The sequence below is a fragment of the Rhizobium sp. PEPV16 genome, assembly GCF_008919455.1.
GTDB lineage: Bacteria > Pseudomonadota > Alphaproteobacteria > Rhizobiales > Rhizobiaceae > Rhizobium > Rhizobium leguminosarum_Q.
In genome coordinates, this window is record NZ_VSZV01000230.1 from 1 (window position 1) to 15532 (window position 15532).

The window sequence follows — 15532 nt, forward strand, 5'->3', positions numbered from 1 at the left end:
TTTTTCCGCCGTCGCGTCCGCCATACTGCACGCGGTCCTGAACTGGGGGGACGTGACGCTGCTGATCGGCGCATCGGGTGTCATCTCCGGGCTGATGGGCGCCGCCTGCCGATTCGCCTTTCCAGCCGAACGGCGGCCGATGCTGCCTGCGCATCTCAACCCTCGGCTTTCCATCTTCGCGGCGCTGAAGAGCCGTACCGTCATCATCTTCATGCTGCTCTGGCTGGTCGGCAATGCGTTGATCGCCGTCGGCATCCCGCTCGTCGGCGACGGCGACCAGGCGATTGCCTGGGACGCGCATATCGGCGGCTTCGTCTTCGGCTTCCTGCTGTTTTCGCTGTTCGACCGGGCGCCGCGCCCGCCGGTGATGGAACCTGACGGAACCGAGAAGGATGTGTTGCAATCCTGAGCCGGGCAGTGCACGATCGACCTATATCCGTGCCGGGGGGAGAAACCGCCGCGGATGCCTGTGACAAGTGTTTCACGGACATAGGAGGTTCGAATGACCAGTTCAGTCAAAGCAATCCTCGACCTGAAGGGCAGGGACGTCGTCACCGTCGGGCCGAACGCAACCGTCGCCGAGGCGGCCGTCATCCTCAGCAAGAAGAAGATCGGCGCCATCGTCGTCGTCGGCATGGAGAACCGCATTTCGGGCATGTTCACCGAGCGCGATCTCGTGCATGCGATCGCCAAACACGGCAAGGAAGGCCTCGACCAGCCGCTGGCCCAGGTCATGACGGCGAAGGTCTATCGCTGCCATGAGGAGACGACCGTCAACGAGCTGATGGAGCTAATGACCAGCCGACGTTTCCGTCACGTGCCGGTGGAAAGCAACGGGAAGCTTGCCGGCATCATCTCGATCGGCGACGTGGTGAAATCGCGCATCGCCGAGGTCGAGCGTGAGGCCGAAGAAATCAAGGCCTATATCGCCGGCTGAGGTTTTCGCCTGCCTCGCTTGACTAACGTCGTCGTCCAAACCCTCACGCTTTCGGACGACGTGCATCAGGGGTTGCTTGCGTAGACTTCCTGCATGCGCTGGATCTCGGGGAGCCGGGCTCTGGCTTCCTCGTAGCCGCGTTCGATCGCCTCGCCAGCCCGATGGAATTCGGAAAGGCCGATATAGCTGAGACGCGGCTGCAGCGAAATATCCGGCGGGTCGCCGGCAAGGCGGGCGCGGGCGATCCTGTCCTGGATGATGTTGAAGGCCTGCACCATGACGCCGGTCATGCCGAGGCGCGCATAGGGCGCCTCTTCCTGTTTCTGCACTTCCTGGGCCGACAGGCTGGCATTGTGCCGGACGACGGCCGAGCGGCCGTAGAGATCGTAATTGAGATTGACGGCGACGACGAGCGGCTGCTCATAGGCGCGGCAGACGGAGACGGGGACGGGATTGACCAGCGCCCCATCGACCAGCGTGCGGTGATTGCTGCGCACCGGCTCGAAAATGCCGGGCAGGGCATAGGAGGCACGCAGCGCCGTGATCAGCGAACCATTGGCGATCCAGACCTCATGGCCAGTATTGACCTCGGCCGCGACCGCGACGAACGGCCGGTCGAGATCCTCGACGTTCAGGCCTTCGAGATGTTCCTGCATGCGCTTGGTCAGCCGCATGCCGCCGAACAGGCCGCTGCCGCCGATAGTGAGATCGAGGAGACTTGCGATGCGGCGCATCGTCAGCGAGCGCGCGAAACTTTCGAGTTCATCGAGCTTGCCGGCGAGATAGCAGCCGCCGACCAGCGCGCCGATCGAGGTGCCGGCAATCATGCCGATCTCGACCTTTGCCTCGTCGAGTGCGCGCAGCACGCCGATATGGGCCCAGCCGCGAGCAGCGCCGCCGCCGAGTGCGAGCGCAATCTTGATTTTCTTTTGAGGCGCAGGAGGCGGGAGCATCTCGAGTGTGGTCGACATGCCGGAACCGGAACCCTCGCCTTCAGAGCTTTGACGATGCAGACTCCAGCTCAGCATGGCGCTCTCCCCTCCCAGCAGAACACTTGATTTTCGATAGTGTGCCCGATCAGTTTCCAAATGGTATATAGATGCGGTTTCTGGCGCAATAAGGAGCAAATGCCGGAGAATTTCAGGCTATTTTCCGTAGACATCCTGCGGATCGAAATGAAGCTCGTCGTCAACGATATCAAGCATCGGCTTTCCGTCTCGAAGCGTGATCGTCCGGTAGAAGCAGGAGCGGCGGCCGGTGTGACAGGTGGCGTCGTGGCCGGCGACCTCGACCTTCAGCCAGATGGCGTCCTGATCGCAATCGGTGCGAATTTCCTTCACAGTCTGGAGATTGCCCGAGGTCTCGCCCTTCTTCCAGAGCTTGCCGCGCGAACGGCTGAAATAGTGCGCCGTGCCGGTCTGAATGGTCAGCGCCAGCGCCTGGGCATTCATATGCGCCACCATCAGCAGCTCGCCGTCGCCGGCGTCGGTGACGATCGCGGTGATCAGGCCGCGGTCGTCGAAATGCGGCGTGAAATCGCCGGCGTCTTCCAACGCCGACTTGTCCTCGGATGGTTGATTGAAGATCAGTTGACTCATCGCGGCCCTCCTGAGGGAGCCGGTATCAGCGGCTCCGCACCATGGTCATGAAGCGGGCCTGATCGGCCGGCTCAGTCTTGAACGTTCCCGTAAACGTCGTCGTCAACGTGGTCGAGCCCTGCTTCTGAACGCCGCGCATCGCCATGCACATATGTTCGGCCTCGATCAACACGGCGACACCGCGCGGATTCAGCGTATCGTCGATGGCCCGGGCGATCTGCGCGGTCATCGTTTCCTGCGTCTGCAGGCGGCGGCCATAGATCTCGACAACACGGGCAATCTTCGACAGGCCGAGCACACGCCCGTCAGGCATGTAGGCAACATGGGCCTTGCCGATGATCGGCACCATGTGGTGTTCGCAATGCGAGTAGAACGGAATATCCTTGACGAGGACCATGTCGTCGTAACCGGCGACCTCCTCGAAGGTGCGGCCGAGCACGTCTTCTGCCGCCATGTCGTAACCGGAAAAAAGCTCGCGGTACGATTTGACGACGCGGGCCGGCGTTTCGAGCAGGCCTTCACGTGTCGGGTCGTCACCGGCCCAGCGCAGCAGAACGCGAACGGCTTCCTCCGCCTCCTGCTGGGAGGGGCGATCCGAGTCGCGGTTCGTCTGCGGAAAATTCTTTACGATGGCGTCCATGAACAATGGTCTCCTGGTCCGCACCGCGGACCCATCTGTCGGAATCGCCACTGGTCAATCCCATGCGGGAATTCATGCACCTTTGGCAGGCTCCGGGGCTTTCAGGGCAATTTCAACGCCCGTCCGGCACGGTTTCCCAATCAAACTTACACCAGGCCATTGCATTTTCATGGCCTTCGAACGACATACATATAGGAAGACGGCCATTATATGTAAGTATCCTCACACGACACGGTGTGTTTTTTGTTTTGACGACAATAACGCCCCCAGAGAGGCCGATCCGCAGCGATTTTGGAGCGGAAATCCAGCATGGACGATATCTACAACAGCAAAATCCTCGAATTCGCCGGCAATATTCCGCTGACCGGCACGCTTGATGATGCCGATGCGAGCGCCCAGGCCCATTCCAAGCTCTGCGGCTCGAAGGTGCGGATCTGGCTGAAAATGGATGGCGACACCGTGACCGGTTTTGCTCATGACGTGAAGGCTTGCGCGCTCGGCCAGGCCTCGTCCTCGATTATGGCCCGCCATGTCGTGGGCGCCACATCGGACGAATTGCGGCAGGCCCGCCAGGACATGCTCGCCATGTTGAAGGCGGACGGGGCGGGGCCTCACGGACGATTCGAAGATATGCGCTATCTGCTGCCGGTGCGGGACTACAAGGCCCGTCATGCTTCGACGATGCTGACCTTCGATGCCGTCGTCGATGCGATCGGGCAGATCGAGGCGAAACGGGCGGAAGTTGTCGAGGCGTAACTGACATGTGCGAGTTCTGCGTTCGGCAGGCCGATGATGAGGACGACGGCGGTGCCGCGGGATCAGCAAAGCCGCGCGAAAAGGCCGCACGCACCTCCCGCAACTATACCGGTTCGTTCCGCAAGACGCCTGACCGCCTGCTCGGCATGGGGCTGATCCGCCTCTACCAGCTGACGCTTTCCGGCTTTGTCGGCAATTCCTGCCGCCATATCCCGACCTGCTCCGAATATGGCTACGAGTCGATCGCTCGCCACGGCCTTTGGGCCGGTGGCTGGATGACGCTGTTTCGCGTCGGCCGCTGCGGCCCGGGCGGCACCAGCGGCCTCGACCAGGTGCCGGAGATGCTCGGCGACAGCTTCCGCTGGTGGACGCCGTGGCGCTATCTCGCCCTCGGGCGGAAGAAAGGGTGAGCCTCATGACGATGCCCGGCGAATACAGGCGTGCATCGGAAGACTTCGACCATTATCTCGATGATGTGAGAGCCGATACGCTGATCGACAGCCGAAATGTGGTCTACACTATGACCCAAGGGGTCTTTCAGACGTTCCGCCGCCGCCTCGATGTCGCAGATGCGCTCCGGTTTGCCGATGTACTGCCGCCGGTGCTGCGCGCGATCTTCGTCTCCGACTGGAATCCCGACGAGGTCAAACGGTCCTTCGAGGATCGTTCGGCGATGACGCGGGAGGTGCAGTCACTGCGCGGTGACCATAATTTTGCGCCCGACACCGCCATCCGAGACGTGGCGATGGCCGTTCGAAAACATGTCGACGCCGCCGCTTTCGACAAAGTGCTGAAGACCTTGCCCGACGGCGCAGAGGAGTTCTGGCAGCCATGAGCACCTTCATCGCTCTTCTGCACAGCATTGTCCTGACGCCCGACCGCCGCGTCATCATGCAGGATTTGCGCGCCCTTGCCGAAGAACTCGGTTATCGCGAGCCGCGCACGCTGGTTTCTACAGGCAATCTTGTCTTCGAGGCCGACGAGATGCGGCCGCACGAAATCGAGACCCAGCTGGAAGAGGGTTTTGAAGAAAAGTTCGGCAAACATGTCGATATCATCGTGCGCAGCGACTGCACCTGGATGGCGCTTTGCAGCACCAATCCCTTCAAGGACGGCAATGGCGACCAGGTCATCGTCCGGGTGATGCGTCTGCCGGTCGACCCGGAGAAGGTGGAGGCGCTGAAACCGCTGATGACGGAGGGACAGCGCATCGCCGTCGTCGGCGGCGATCTCTGGATCGATTTCGCCGGCAAGCCGAGCCAATCCAAGCTGCTTTCGGCGCTGACGACCAAGCGGCTCGGTGTCGGTACGATGCGCAACTGGAACACCGTGCGCGGGCTGACTGAAATGATTATATAGCCCCCGCTTCATCTTTACTCAGACAGGAAATCTGGCTATCAGGCGGCTGCGCATTCAGCTCCGCGGAGGCGCTTTCATGTCAACCACCCGCATTCGTTGGCGGGACTGGACAAGGAGAATTTCGATGTCCCAAGCTATTTCCCTGACATTTCCCGATGGTTCCGTGCGCGGCTATGATGCCGGCGCAACCGGCCGGGATGTCGCCGAATCCATTTCCAAGTCGCTCGCCAAGAAGGCGGTCGCCGTTGCGATCGACGGCACCGTGCGCGACCTTTCCGATCCCGTGACAACAGGCAGGATCGAGATCATCACCCGCAATGACGACCGCGCGCTCGAACTCATCCGCCACGACGCGGCGCATGTCATGGCCGAAGCGGTGCAGGAGCTGTGGCCCGGCACCCAGGTGACGATCGGCCCGGTCATCGAAAACGGTTTCTATTACGACTTCGCCAAGAACGAGCCTTTCACACTCGACGATCTGCCGAAGATCGAAAAGAAGATGAAGGAGATCATCGCCCGCAACGCCGCCTTCACCAAGCAGGTCTGGTCGCGCGAGAAGGCGAAACAGGTCTTCGCCGACAAGGGCGAGCAGTACAAGGTCGAACTCGTCGATGCGATCCCGGAAGGGCAGGATCTCAAGATCTATTACCAGGGCGACTGGTTCGACCTCTGCCGCGGCCCGCACATGGCCTCGACCGGCCAGATCGGTTCCGCCTTCAAGCTCTTGAAGGTAGCCGGCGCCTATTGGCGCGGCGACAGCAACAATCCGATGCTGAGCCGCATCTACGGCACGGCCTTCGCCGAACAGTCGGAACTCGACAACTACCTGCATATGCTTGCCGAAGCCGAAAAGCGCGATCATCGCCGCCTCGGCCGCGAGATGGATCTCTTCCATTTCCAGGAAGAGGGTCCCGGCGTCGTCTTCTGGCACGGCAAGGGCTGGCGCGTATTCCAGACGCTGGTCGCCTATATGCGCCGCCGGCTTGCCGGCGATTATCAGGAAGTCAATGCGCCGCAGGTGCTCGACAAGTCGCTGTGGGAAACCTCCGGTCACTGGGGCTGGTATCGCGACAACATGTTCAAGGTAACGGTTGCCGGCGACGACACCGATGACGACCGCGTCTTCGCGCTGAAGCCGATGAACTGCCCCGGCCATATCCAGATCTTCAAGCACGGGCTGAAATCCTACCGCGAGCTGCCGATCCGGCTCGCCGAATTCGGCAATGTCCACCGTTACGAGCCGTCGGGCGCGCTGCATGGGCTGATGCGCGTGCGCGGCTTCACGCAGGACGATGCGCACATCTTCTGCACCGACGAGCAGATGGCCGCCGAATGCCTGAAGATCAACGACCTGGTCCTTTCGGTCTACAAGGATTTCGGCTTCGATGAAGTCACGATCAAGCTCTCGACCCGGCCGGAAAAGCGCGTCGGTTCGGACGAGCTCTGGGACCGCGCCGAAAGCGTGATGATGGGAGTGCTGGAGACGATCCAGCAGCAGTCCAACAATATCAAGACCGGCATCGTGCCGGGCGAGGGCGCCTTCTACGGTCCGAAGTTCGAATATACGCTCAAGGATGCGATCGGCCGCGAATGGCAGTGCGGGACGACGCAGGTCGACTTCAACCTGCCGGAGCGGTTCGGCGCCTTTTACATCGACAGCAACTCGGAAAAGACGCAGCCGGTGATGATCCATCGCGCCATCTGCGGCTCGATGGAGCGTTTCCTCGGCATCCTGATCGAGAACTTCGCCGGCCATATGCCGCTCTGGGTATCGCCGCTGCAGGTGGTGGTCGCAACGATCACCTCGGAAGCCGACGCCTACGGGCTTGAGGTGGCCGAGGCGCTGCGCGAGGTCGGCCTCAACGTCGAGACCGACTTCCGCAACGAGAAGATCAACTACAAGATCCGCGAGCATTCGGTCACCAAGGTTCCTGTCATCATCGTCTGCGGCAGGAAGGAAGCCGAGGAGCGCACAGTCAATATCCGCCGCCTCGGCAGCCAGGACCAGGTTTCGATGGGACTCGAGGTCGCCGTCGAGAGCCTTGCCCTCGAAGCGACACCGCCCGACATCCGTCGCAAGGCCGAAGCAAAAAAAGCTAAGGCGGCCTGAACAAATGGCCGGTATCCGACAGCGCCGAACCCGGCACTGTCGGAAATCTGATATGTAACTGCAATATTGTCGCCACGAACGGGGAGCGGGTCATCCCGAGGCCGGAGTGCGCTTCAAAGAATTATCCTATGCCAATGATCGCGATCCGCGCCTGAAGCGTTGGTTGATCCGTTCGATCGAAGGGCTTTCGGGCCGCGACCGCTATCTCAGGCTCTACGACATCTGGCGCAGCGACATCATCGGCAAGAGCGATCGCGTGTTCGCGAGGACGCTCGATCTCATCGACGTTTCGGTCGACGTCAAGGGCAACTGGCCACTTCAACCCGTTCCCGCCGAGCCGATCGTCATCGTCGCCAACCACCCCTTCGGTATCGGCGACGGCATCGCCGTGCTGGCGCTTGCCGAACAGCTCGGCCGTCCCTTCAAGGTGCTGATCCACAGCGACCTCCTGAAGATGCCGGAGATGGCGCCCTATTCGCTGCCGATCTCCTTTGCGGAGACCAGGGAGGCGATGGCTGTGAATATGAAGAGCCGGCACGAGGCGGTGCGGCTGCTCAAGGAAGGCACCACCATCATCGTCTTTCCGGCGGGCGGCGTTGCAACCGCCAAGAAGGGATTCGGCCGCGCCGAGGATCTGCCGTGGAAGATGTTTCCGGCAAAACTCATCCAGGCGACGCATGCCAGCGTGCTGCCGATCTATTTCGAGGGCCAGAACGGCCGGCTGTTTCATCTGGCAAGCCAAGTGTCGATGACGCTGCGGCTGTCGCTGCTGATCGGCGAGTTCCGCCGGCTGTCCGGCAGCACGATCACGGCGCATATCGGCGAGGTGCTGACCTGGGAGGCGCTGAGCAGTGGTGCCGATCGCAAGGGTCTGCTTGCCCGTCTCTATGAGGCCGTCTTCTCGATGGCGCCGAAGCGCGCCTTTCAAACGTCTCGGCCGAGCCGAAGCCGCTCGCGGTAAAAATCAATCGAGGCTGGTGTCGTCGCCGCCCTGCGGCACGAGCTGTTCGTAGGAGGGCAGCGGCGCCACCGGAGCCGGCTGGACGCCTGGCGGCGGCGGTGTGCCGACCGGCACCTGCTGCACCGTGCGGGCCGCGCTGACCGGCGGCTGCGGCTGCTGGTCCTTCATCAGAACCTCGACATCGGTGTTCCTGCCGGCGACGACGGTGAAATCGCGCTGGTAGATCTTGTCCTTGTTGCGGGCGACGGCGGAATATCCGCCTTCGGCGAGAACCATGGTCGGGAAGGCGCTGACACTTTCGCCGACACTGTCGCCGGCCGCCGTCAGGATCGACCATGCCGTATCGGCGATCGCCTCGCCGCCGGCGTCGGAGACCAGCTTGAAGGTGATCTGCGCGGCACGATGCTGGATCGTCGCCTCGGTCAGCTTGCCGGCCTCGACCTGGATGTCGGCGCGGATCACGGCGTTGACGCTGCCATATTCAGAAACGATGTGATAGGTGCCGGCATTGAGACGGACGACGGTATTCGGCGAGACATCGGCCACGACGAGGCCGCGCTCGCCATCGTCGCGCACTTCCGAGGAATAGATCGAAAAGCTCAACTGGTCGGGGCGAATGCGGGCGTCGGCGCCGGAGACGGCATTGAGCAGCAGGCCGCCGGCATCGAGCACCATCACCTGCTTGTCGACCTCGCCTTCAGCGGGCACGGTCAGTTTCTTGGTGACCCCGGCGCGGCCGAAGGAGACGTTGACGAAATAATCGCCGGGGGCGAGCTGGAAGGCGGCGGGGCCGCCCTTGGCGCTGGCGATCAGCGGCAGCTTGCCATCGGTTCCGGCGATCGGGCTGAAGACGTACCAGGAAAGGCCCTCCTCGACCGGCGTGCCGTCGGCCGTCAGCTTGGCTTCCATCGGGACGTCGCGCAGCTTGACACCTGCGGGCACCGTGCCGGGTGCGATAAAGGCATCGAGCTTCGGCATCTTCGGTGTCGATTCAAGCTGTTTGAATTCCTTGAAGGCATCCTGAGCGCCGGCGCCGAGGGGCATCAATACCATCAGGGCAATGGCAAGGCCGATGCGTGCAAAAGGCAAAATGCCAAACATCTGTTTCGTGAACCGATTGACTTCTGAAATAGCAAAGGTCACTTCAAGACCAACGCGATGGCAAATTCAAGACCCACCCTTTGCAGCAGCATAAAAATGAGAGCTTCTCCCGTATGAAATCCGATATCAAGCTGATCGACTACCTCGCCGTGCGCCGCTCCATCCCCGCTTTTCAGATGTGCGAACCAGGCCCCGAGAAGGCCGAGATCGAGGAGATCCTGCGTCTCGCCTCGCGTGTTCCCGATCACGGCAAGATCGCGCCCTGGCGCTTCATCGTCTATCGCGGAGAGCAGCGCGTGCGTCTCGGCGAGGAGCTTCTGACGCTGGCGCTTCAGACAAAGCCCGACCTTTCCGAAGAGATGATCCAGGTCGAACGCAACCGTTTCACCCGTGCGCCCGTGGTCGTCGCCGTCGTCAGCAAGGCGGGGCCGCATATCAAGATCCCGGAATGGGAGCAAATGATGTCGGCAGGCGCGCTTTGCTTCAACGTCATCCTCGCCGCCAATGCCAATGGTTATGTCGCCAACTGGCTGACGGAGTGGTTCGCCTATGACGAGCGCGCTTATCCGCTGCTCGGCGTCGGGCCCGATGAAAAAGTAGCGGGCTTCATCCATATCGGCTCGACGACATTTCCGGCGATCGAGCGGCCGCGGCCGGAGCTTGCCGATACCGTGACATGGGTCGGCGGAGAAGACTGATGTTCTACACCACCGACAGCAACCGGCATGGGCTCGCGCATGATCCTTTCAAGGCGATCGTGTCGCCGCGCCCGATCGGCTGGATCGGCAGCAAGGGCAGGGACGGATCGATCAATCTGGCGCCCTATTCCTTCTTCAATGCCGTTGCCGACCGGCCGAAGCTGGTGATGTTTTCTTCGGCCGGGCGCAAGCACAGCCAGCGCAATGCGGCAGAGACAGGCGTCTTCACCTGCAATTTCGTCAGCCGCGATCTCGCCGAGAAGATGAACCTCTCCTCGGCGGCGCTGCCCTATGGCGACAGCGAATTCGACTTCGCCGGCCTGACGGCGAAGCCGGCCGAACTGATCGACGCGCCCTATGTCGGCGAGGCTTTTGCGGTGCTCGAATGCAGGGTGACCGAGATCATCGAGCCGATGACGCTGTCGGGCGAACCATCCGAAAACGTCCTCGTCTTCGGCGAAGTGGTCGGCATCCGTATCGACGAAGCGATCGTCAGGGACGGCCGTCTCGACATGTCGATCGCCCGACCTTTGGCCCGCATGGGCTACATGGATTACAGCGAAGGCAGCGATGTTTTCGAGATGATCCGGCCGAAGACGCAGCAAGGCTGAGCCGAACCCGGCAAGGCGCCCAAAGGCTTAAGAAACATGGTGAACCAATCTTAAACCTTTTGCCGCTACGGTCGCAGCAGTGAATGGAGCGCGAGGGAATCGCGTTCAAATGCTGGGGCGTCGCGTGATCGTAGAAGCTTTCCTTCGTTGGATCGAAACGGCCAAGACCGGTGACCGGGCCCGGGCCGCAAACGCCCTCGGGCGCGCCTATCTACAGTCCGAAATGTCCGCGGACGAGCGGGCGGCGGCCGAAATGGCGATGACCTTTCTTCTCGACGATCCGTCGCCGCGCGTGCGGCTTGCGCTTGCCGAGGCGATCGCCTGGTCGCCCGATGCGCCGCGCAACTTGATTCTTTCGCTTGCCGAGGACCAGCCCGAGGTCGCCTGCCACGCGGTGACCTGCTCGCCGCTTTTGAGCGACACCGATCTCGTCGACCTTGCCGCGCGCGGCAACGGCGCCACCCGCATGCTGATTGCCGCGAGAGCGCATGTGACGCGCCCGGTCTCCGCCGCCCTTGCGGAGGTCGGCGACGAGGAGGAACTGCTCTGCCTGCTCGAGAATGACGGCGCGGTGATCTCCAGCCTATCGTTGAAACGCATCGCCGAACGGTTCGGCGACTGCTGCGATATTCGCAACCTGCTTCTCGACCGCAGCGATCTTCCTGCCGATGCCCGCCAGCTGCTGACCCAGCATGTCAGCAATGCGCTTGTGGGATTGCCGCTGGCGCAGGCGGCGATCGGCCTGCAGCGGCTTCAGCGCATCAGCCGCGAGGCGACCGAGGCCGCCATCGTTTCGATCGCCGGCGATATTGCGCCGCGCGAAATACCCGACCTCGTCCAGCATCTGCGCCTCAACGGCCGGCTGACGCCGTCCTTCCTGATGCATGCGCTTTGTGCCGGCAAGGTGGATTTCTTCGCCGGAGCGATCGTCGATCTGACCGCGTGCAGCGAGCGCCGCGTGCGTTCGATCCTGGCAACCGGGCGCATGCATGCCGTGCGCGCGCTCTATGAGTCCGCCGGCCTGCCGAGGGATATCAGCGTGATCTTCGTCGAGGCGACGATGCTGTGGCGCGACGCCGCCAGAAAAGCACCAGGCAGCGTGCTCGGCAATGTCCGCGGCCGTCTTCTCGAAAAATTCCGCCATCACGACGCGCATGGCGCGATCGGCGAGTTGCTCGACATGGTGGAAAAGCTGCACGTTAACGAGCAGCGACAATCGGCCCGCGTCTACGCGGCGCTTGCGGCGGCTTAGCGCATCGGCCCGAAAATCGGAATCGACTTTCGGAAAGCACGATGCGTAGATTCAAAGTGTTAGAGCGTCCTTTGTGCGTCCGAAAGGACGCACGGCGCTCTAATCCGCCAGCCGCGTCACCACCCAGGAATAGCTGGCGGAGACGAAGTGCACGGGCTTGGTCAGCGTGTCCTTGACGCTTCTGCCCGAGGGGAGGTGGGCGCGGACCTGCCCGGCGATGCCTTCAGCAAAACCGGCAATCCTTCCTGCGGGTTGGGGCGCTGCGACAGCGACCTCGTGCGCGGTGGCTGGCACGGGCGCAGGCTTCGGCGGCTCGGCGGCGGCGACGGCTTTGGGCGCCTCGCACACTGCGATCACCGAGGGATAGTTGACGTTCACATAGGTCTTCAGCCGTCGTTCGGCTTCGGCATCGCAGGCGGAAACGGTTTCCCAGCGTTTATCGACCGTCGCGACATAATTGCACTGGCTGATGGAATCGTCGCAGCCGAGAATGGTCATCGCGATCAGCACCGCTTGCATATTCTGCTTCCTTGATTATTGAGCACATCATCGTCTTAGAGGGCGCAATTCCAACCGAATGAAGGCAAGGGCATTAACTCTTCGTCATATCGGGGGAAATTTTGTCCCGCGCCGGCAGAGGGAGCCAACATGTCCGTCACCATCGCTCTTGAACCGCCACGCCAGGAGGGCGTCATCCGGCTTCTCGATCTTTCCGATGCCTATGCGCAATCGCTCTATCCGGCTGAAAGCAACCATCTGGTCGACCTTTCATTGCTGGAAAAGCCTTCGGTGAGCTTCCTCGTCGCGCGTAATGGCGATGCGATCGTCGGCTGCTGCGCGCTGGTCGAGGCCGGGGACGGCACGGCGGAGATCAAGCGCATGTTCGTCGATCCCGCGGCGAGGGGGCTGAGGATCGCCCGCGGCCTGATGAATGCGCTCGAAGCGATCGCCGGAGAAAAGGGTCTGACGGCGATCAGGCTCGAAACCGGCATCTACCAGCCCGAGGCGATCGCTCTCTACCGCAAATACGGATATCGGGAAATCGAGCCTTTCGGCAGCTATCTGCCCGATCCGCTCAGCCTGTTCATGGAAAAGCAGCTGGGGTAGCCGGTCTGCGAAGCCATGTTCAGCCTTCGGCGACGCGCGGCATGGTTTTCGGCGAACCGGGGACCGGCGGCGGGGCCTGTTCGTCGATGATGATCTGCGGACCGGTTTCGCTCTTGTCGGCGTTGCGGGCTTCGTGGATCCATTCGCGCCAGATGGCGACGATCAGCGCCATCAGCACCGGGCCGATGAAGAGGCCGAGGAAACCCATCGTCTTGACGCCGCCGACGAGGCCGAAGAAGGTCGGCAGGAAGGGCAGCTTGATCGGACCGCCAACGAGCTTCGGCCGCAGCGTCTTGTCGACGATGAAGAGCTCGACAGTTCCCCAGACGAAGAGACTGATGCCGGCGACATGCGAGCCGCTCGCCAGCAGATAGATGGAGACCAGCGTGAAAGAGAGCGGCGCACCGCCCGGTATCAGCGCCATCACGCCCGTCAGGACGCCGAGCGTCACCGGCGAGGGCACGCCGGCAATCCAGTAGGCAAGGCCGAGTACGATGCCTTCACCGATCGCGATCAGCGTCATGCCCATGACGGTGGAACTGATCGTCGCCGGCACGACGCGGGAAATGCGCTCCCAGCGGTTGGGCAGGATTCGTTCGCCCAGCATGTCGATCTGCTTGGAGAAGGAGAAGCCGTCGCGATAGACGAAGAACAGCGCGATCAGCATGAAGAGCAGCGTCAGCAGCAGGTGGAAAGCGCCGCCGCCGGCCGCCAGCACGGCACGATAGATGTTGCCGATATTGGCGCCGCTGACCGCCTGGATGACCTCGCCGAGCGCGCCGGGACTGCCGATATATTTTGTCCAGACTTCATCGAGATAGGCGCCGGCCCAAGGCAGCGCGACGATCCAGTCGGGTGTCGGGGCGCCGGCGCGGTTGGCGTGGATTGCCCAGGCGACCCAGGTGCGCACTTCGCCCGTCGTATAGGTCACCGCAAGCCCGATCGGGATGACCAGGAAGGTGATGATCAGGATGATGGCGATGGTCGCGGCGATCGTCGTATTGCCGCCGACGCGGCCAAGAAGCTTGCGGTAGAGCGGCCAGCTGGCAAAGCCGATGACGAGTGCCGCGAGCACCGGCACGAGGAAGCCGTAGAAGAAGTAGACGCCGGCAGCGACGACCAGGACCAGCAGCCAGCGCGCCGCCGAAATGGAGGGAATCAGCGGCGTGCGCGTCTGCGCCGACGATCCGAGCCATCGCGGTTCATGATTGCTTTTCTGACGGTCGAACACACCCACGCGCGCCTCTTCTTTTTCTTGTACTCTGGTTATGGGCCATCACCCCGGCGGTTTCAAGGTCCGCACCATGAAAGCGTATACAAAGCGTCGCTATTCGACCCTCAGATCCGGACGTCTTACTGCTGCGGACGGCTGAGAACCTTGAAGGCATAGAATTGCGTCTTCTGGCTGGTCGAAAAATTATTGTCGGAGCCGAGAATGAGAACATCGGTTCCATCCTTGGCCTTGCCGAGCGACATGGCCTCGATATTGTCTGGAACGAGGCCGATGGCCCTCAAATCGAGCACCTGGCTCTTGCGGGCGGGGACGACACGCTGGTCGTTTTTGGCGAGCGAAGCGATAGCGGATACATCGGTGGCATCAGTCAGATCCATCATCATGATCTTGATGTTGTTGCCGAAGCCCTGGGCATAGCTGCGTTCGACGGCGAGCAGGCGGTGATCGTCGAGGGCAAGCATCTCCGACATGCCGTTGTCATTGCCGCCATCGGCCTTGGTGGCGGCCTGCGGGATCGGCGAGACCGGGTAGACATATTCAGCTTTCGGCTCGCCGGTGGCGCCGTCGTAGCGGACGATGCGCGACAGGCTGCCTGACGTCAGCGAGGATTTCGGACCATCCTGGTAAAGGGCGGCTTCGACACCGACGAAAACATCGCCGGAGGGCGCGATGGCAAGATCCTCGAAGGCGAGGTTGTCACGGATGCCGGTCGACTTGTCCGCGGTCGGCGCAAAGCCCTCCGGAAGCTTGAATTCGCGGACGAAGGAACCGTCCGGCGAAGCGACGCGGACGAAGGGCGCCAGCAGCGCCTTGCCGTCGCCTTCGCTGCCCCAATAGATGCCGTCCTTGCCGAGGCGGATCGATTCCGGATCGACGCTCCGGGCAGCGAAGGGCTCGCCGTTCTTGTCCTTCAGGGTCACCTGCTTGACGACCGAAACGCCCCTGAGACCGGACGCGTCGAGATTGACGTCGAGTTCATAGAAACGGGCAGGGCCTCTTTCCGAGCGGTCGTCGCTGACGGCAATATAATGGCCGGTGGCGGCATCGAAATCGAGGCCGGAAATGCCGCCGAATTCGACGCCGTTTTCCATGTGGCCCGTGGGGATGACGACTTCACCGAGGTAGGAGAGCGAGATGCCGGCGGCGCAATCGCCGAAGGGGCAGGCGG

Annotated in this window: 19 protein-coding genes; 12 read left to right on the forward strand and 7 right to left on the reverse strand. The window is 62.1% G+C overall.

The window, feature by feature from the left end; all coding sequences use genetic code 11:
• Together FY112_RS07890 and FY112_RS07895 are read left to right on the forward strand one after the other, a co-directional pair.
• Positions 1–409 (forward strand): rhomboid family intramembrane serine protease (locus tag FY112_RS07890; RefSeq protein ID WP_151518109.1); only part of this gene is annotated, 409 nt, incomplete at its 5' end.
• Between the two features lie 93 nt (positions 410–502).
• Positions 503–937 carry a CBS domain-containing protein gene (locus FY112_RS07895; protein ID WP_017960564.1) on the forward strand — a complete coding sequence of 145 codons (435 nt, stop codon included), beginning with the start codon at positions 503–505 and terminating at the stop codon, positions 935–937.
• A 65-nt stretch (positions 938–1002) separates the two neighbouring features.
• Here the strand turns inward: FY112_RS07895 and FY112_RS07900 are convergent, their stop codons facing one another.
• From FY112_RS07900 to folE, 3 genes are all read right to left on the reverse strand, one after another.
• On the reverse strand, positions 1003–1965 hold the full coding sequence (locus FY112_RS07900) for a patatin-like phospholipase family protein (protein WP_017960563.1): 963 nt from the start codon (positions 1963–1965) through the stop codon (positions 1003–1005).
• Positions 1966–2082: 117 nt separating this feature from the next.
• On the reverse strand, positions 2083–2535 hold the full coding sequence (hisI, locus tag FY112_RS07905) for a phosphoribosyl-AMP cyclohydrolase (protein WP_017960562.1): 453 nt from the start codon (positions 2533–2535) through the stop codon (positions 2083–2085).
• Between the two features lie 25 nt (positions 2536–2560).
• Positions 2561–3175, reverse strand: coding sequence for a GTP cyclohydrolase I FolE (gene folE, locus FY112_RS07910; RefSeq protein WP_017960561.1), 615 nt, complete (start codon positions 3173–3175; stop codon positions 2561–2563).
• Positions 3176–3484: 309 nt separating this feature from the next.
• Between folE and FY112_RS07915 the strand changes: the two genes are divergently transcribed.
• The 6 genes from FY112_RS07915 (at position 3485) to FY112_RS07940 (ending at position 8361) form a co-directional block, all read left to right on the forward strand.
• Positions 3485–3931 carry an iron-sulfur cluster assembly scaffold protein gene (locus FY112_RS07915; RefSeq protein ID WP_017960560.1) on the forward strand — a complete coding sequence of 149 codons (447 nt, stop codon included), beginning with the start codon at positions 3485–3487 and terminating at the stop codon, positions 3929–3931.
• Positions 3932–3936: 5 nt separating this feature from the next.
• On the forward strand, positions 3937–4341 hold the full coding sequence (gene yidD / locus FY112_RS07920; protein WP_151518110.1) for a membrane protein insertion efficiency factor YidD: 405 nt from the start codon (positions 3937–3939) through the stop codon (positions 4339–4341).
• Positions 4342–4346: 5 nt separating this feature from the next.
• The gene (locus FY112_RS07925; protein WP_131644146.1) at positions 4347–4766 is read left to right on the forward strand and encodes a DUF2267 domain-containing protein; all 420 of its coding nucleotides are present in this window, start codon (positions 4347–4349) and stop codon (positions 4764–4766) included.
• Entirely contained in the window at positions 4763–5290 is a 528-nt protein-coding gene (locus FY112_RS07930) for a DUF1697 domain-containing protein (protein ID WP_017960557.1), read from the forward strand. Before FY112_RS07925 ends, FY112_RS07930 begins: the two co-directional genes overlap by 4 nt.
• A 124-nt stretch (positions 5291–5414) precedes the next feature.
• Complete coding sequence (thrS, locus tag FY112_RS07935) at positions 5415–7400, forward strand: threonine--tRNA ligase (protein ID WP_151518111.1); 1986 nt, start codon at positions 5415–5417, stop codon at positions 7398–7400.
• Positions 7401–7506: 106 nt separating this feature from the next.
• Positions 7507–8361, forward strand: a complete 855-nt coding sequence (locus tag FY112_RS07940) for a lysophospholipid acyltransferase family protein (protein ID WP_131718523.1) — start codon at positions 7507–7509, stop codon at positions 8359–8361.
• 3 nt (positions 8362–8364) lie between these two features.
• Here FY112_RS07940 and FY112_RS07945 read toward each other — a convergent pair whose 3' ends face one another.
• Complete coding sequence (locus FY112_RS07945; protein WP_151518112.1) at positions 8365–9462, reverse strand: hypothetical protein; 1098 nt, start codon at positions 9460–9462, stop codon at positions 8365–8367.
• A 113-nt stretch (positions 9463–9575) separates the two neighbouring features.
• Here FY112_RS07945 and FY112_RS07950 point away from each other — a divergent pair, with 113 nt between their 5' ends.
• The 3 genes from FY112_RS07950 (at position 9576) to FY112_RS07960 (ending at position 12023) form a co-directional block, all read left to right on the forward strand.
• The gene (locus FY112_RS07950; protein WP_131718521.1) at positions 9576–10160 is read left to right on the forward strand and encodes a nitroreductase; all 585 of its coding nucleotides are present in this window, start codon (positions 9576–9578) and stop codon (positions 10158–10160) included.
• Positions 10160–10771, forward strand: coding sequence for a flavin reductase family protein (locus FY112_RS07955; RefSeq protein WP_151518113.1), 612 nt, complete (start codon positions 10160–10162; stop codon positions 10769–10771). The genes FY112_RS07950 and FY112_RS07955 overlap by 1 nt, the downstream gene beginning before the upstream one ends.
• 109 nt (positions 10772–10880) lie before the next feature.
• On the forward strand, positions 10881–12023 hold the full coding sequence (locus FY112_RS07960) for a DUF2336 domain-containing protein (RefSeq protein ID WP_094085911.1): 1143 nt from the start codon (positions 10881–10883) through the stop codon (positions 12021–12023).
• Positions 12024–12122: 99 nt separating this feature from the next.
• On the opposite strand, the gene FY112_RS07965 is transcribed toward FY112_RS07960, so the two are convergent.
• Positions 12123–12542 carry a hypothetical protein gene (locus tag FY112_RS07965; RefSeq protein ID WP_151518114.1) on the reverse strand — a complete coding sequence of 140 codons (420 nt, stop codon included), beginning with the start codon at positions 12540–12542 and terminating at the stop codon, positions 12123–12125.
• 129 nt (positions 12543–12671) lie between these two features.
• Here FY112_RS07965 and FY112_RS07970 point away from each other — a divergent pair, with 129 nt between their 5' ends.
• Positions 12672–13130 carry a GNAT family N-acetyltransferase gene (locus tag FY112_RS07970; protein WP_151518115.1) on the forward strand — a complete coding sequence of 153 codons (459 nt, stop codon included), beginning with the start codon at positions 12672–12674 and terminating at the stop codon, positions 13128–13130.
• A gap of 19 nt (positions 13131–13149) precedes the next feature.
• Here FY112_RS07970 and FY112_RS07975 read toward each other — a convergent pair whose 3' ends face one another.
• Together FY112_RS07975 and FY112_RS07980 are read right to left on the reverse strand one after the other, a co-directional pair.
• Positions 13150–14367 (reverse strand): AI-2E family transporter, encoded by a 1218-nt coding sequence (locus FY112_RS07975; RefSeq protein ID WP_151518116.1) that lies wholly within the window; start codon positions 14365–14367, stop codon positions 13150–13152.
• 116 nt (positions 14368–14483) lie between these two features.
• Positions 14484–15532 (reverse strand): esterase-like activity of phytase family protein (locus FY112_RS07980; protein ID WP_151518117.1); only part of this gene is annotated, 1049 nt, incomplete at its 5' end.

Bases quoted from the DNA above. Each gene is read 5' to 3' on its own strand.
- FY112_RS07915 (WP_017960560.1), top strand. From the start codon at position 3,485: ATGGACGATATCTACAACAGCAAAATCCTCGAATTCGCCGGCAATATT.
- FY112_RS07925 (WP_131644146.1), top strand. From the start codon at position 4,347: ATGACGATGCCCGGCGAATACAGGCGTGCATCGGAAGACTTCGACCAT.
- FY112_RS07960 (WP_094085911.1), top strand. From the start codon at position 10,881: ATGCTGGGGCGTCGCGTGATCGTAGAAGCTTTCCTTCGTTGGATCGAA.
- FY112_RS07970 (WP_151518115.1), top strand. From the start codon at position 12,672: ATGTCCGTCACCATCGCTCTTGAACCGCCACGCCAGGAGGGCGTCATC.
- FY112_RS07950 (WP_131718521.1), top strand. From the start codon at position 9,576: ATGAAATCCGATATCAAGCTGATCGACTACCTCGCCGTGCGCCGCTCC.
- FY112_RS07955 (WP_151518113.1), top strand. From the start codon at position 10,160: ATGTTCTACACCACCGACAGCAACCGGCATGGGCTCGCGCATGATCCT.
- FY112_RS07945 (WP_151518112.1), bottom strand. From the start codon at position 9,462: ATGTTTGGCATTTTGCCTTTTGCACGCATCGGCCTTGCCATTGCCCTG.
- FY112_RS07895 (WP_017960564.1), top strand. From the start codon at position 503: ATGACCAGTTCAGTCAAAGCAATCCTCGACCTGAAGGGCAGGGACGTC.
- hisI (WP_017960562.1), bottom strand. From the start codon at position 2,535: ATGAGTCAACTGATCTTCAATCAACCATCCGAGGACAAGTCGGCGTTG.
- FY112_RS07930 (WP_017960557.1), top strand. From the start codon at position 4,763: ATGAGCACCTTCATCGCTCTTCTGCACAGCATTGTCCTGACGCCCGAC.
- FY112_RS07900 (WP_017960563.1), bottom strand. From the start codon at position 1,965: ATGCTGAGCTGGAGTCTGCATCGTCAAAGCTCTGAAGGCGAGGGTTCC.
- yidD (WP_151518110.1), top strand. From the start codon at position 3,937: ATGTGCGAGTTCTGCGTTCGGCAGGCCGATGATGAGGACGACGGCGGT.
- folE (WP_017960561.1), bottom strand. From the start codon at position 3,175: ATGGACGCCATCGTAAAGAATTTTCCGCAGACGAACCGCGACTCGGAT.
- thrS (WP_151518111.1), top strand. From the start codon at position 5,415: ATGTCCCAAGCTATTTCCCTGACATTTCCCGATGGTTCCGTGCGCGGC.
- FY112_RS07965 (WP_151518114.1), bottom strand. From the start codon at position 12,542: ATGCAAGCGGTGCTGATCGCGATGACCATTCTCGGCTGCGACGATTCC.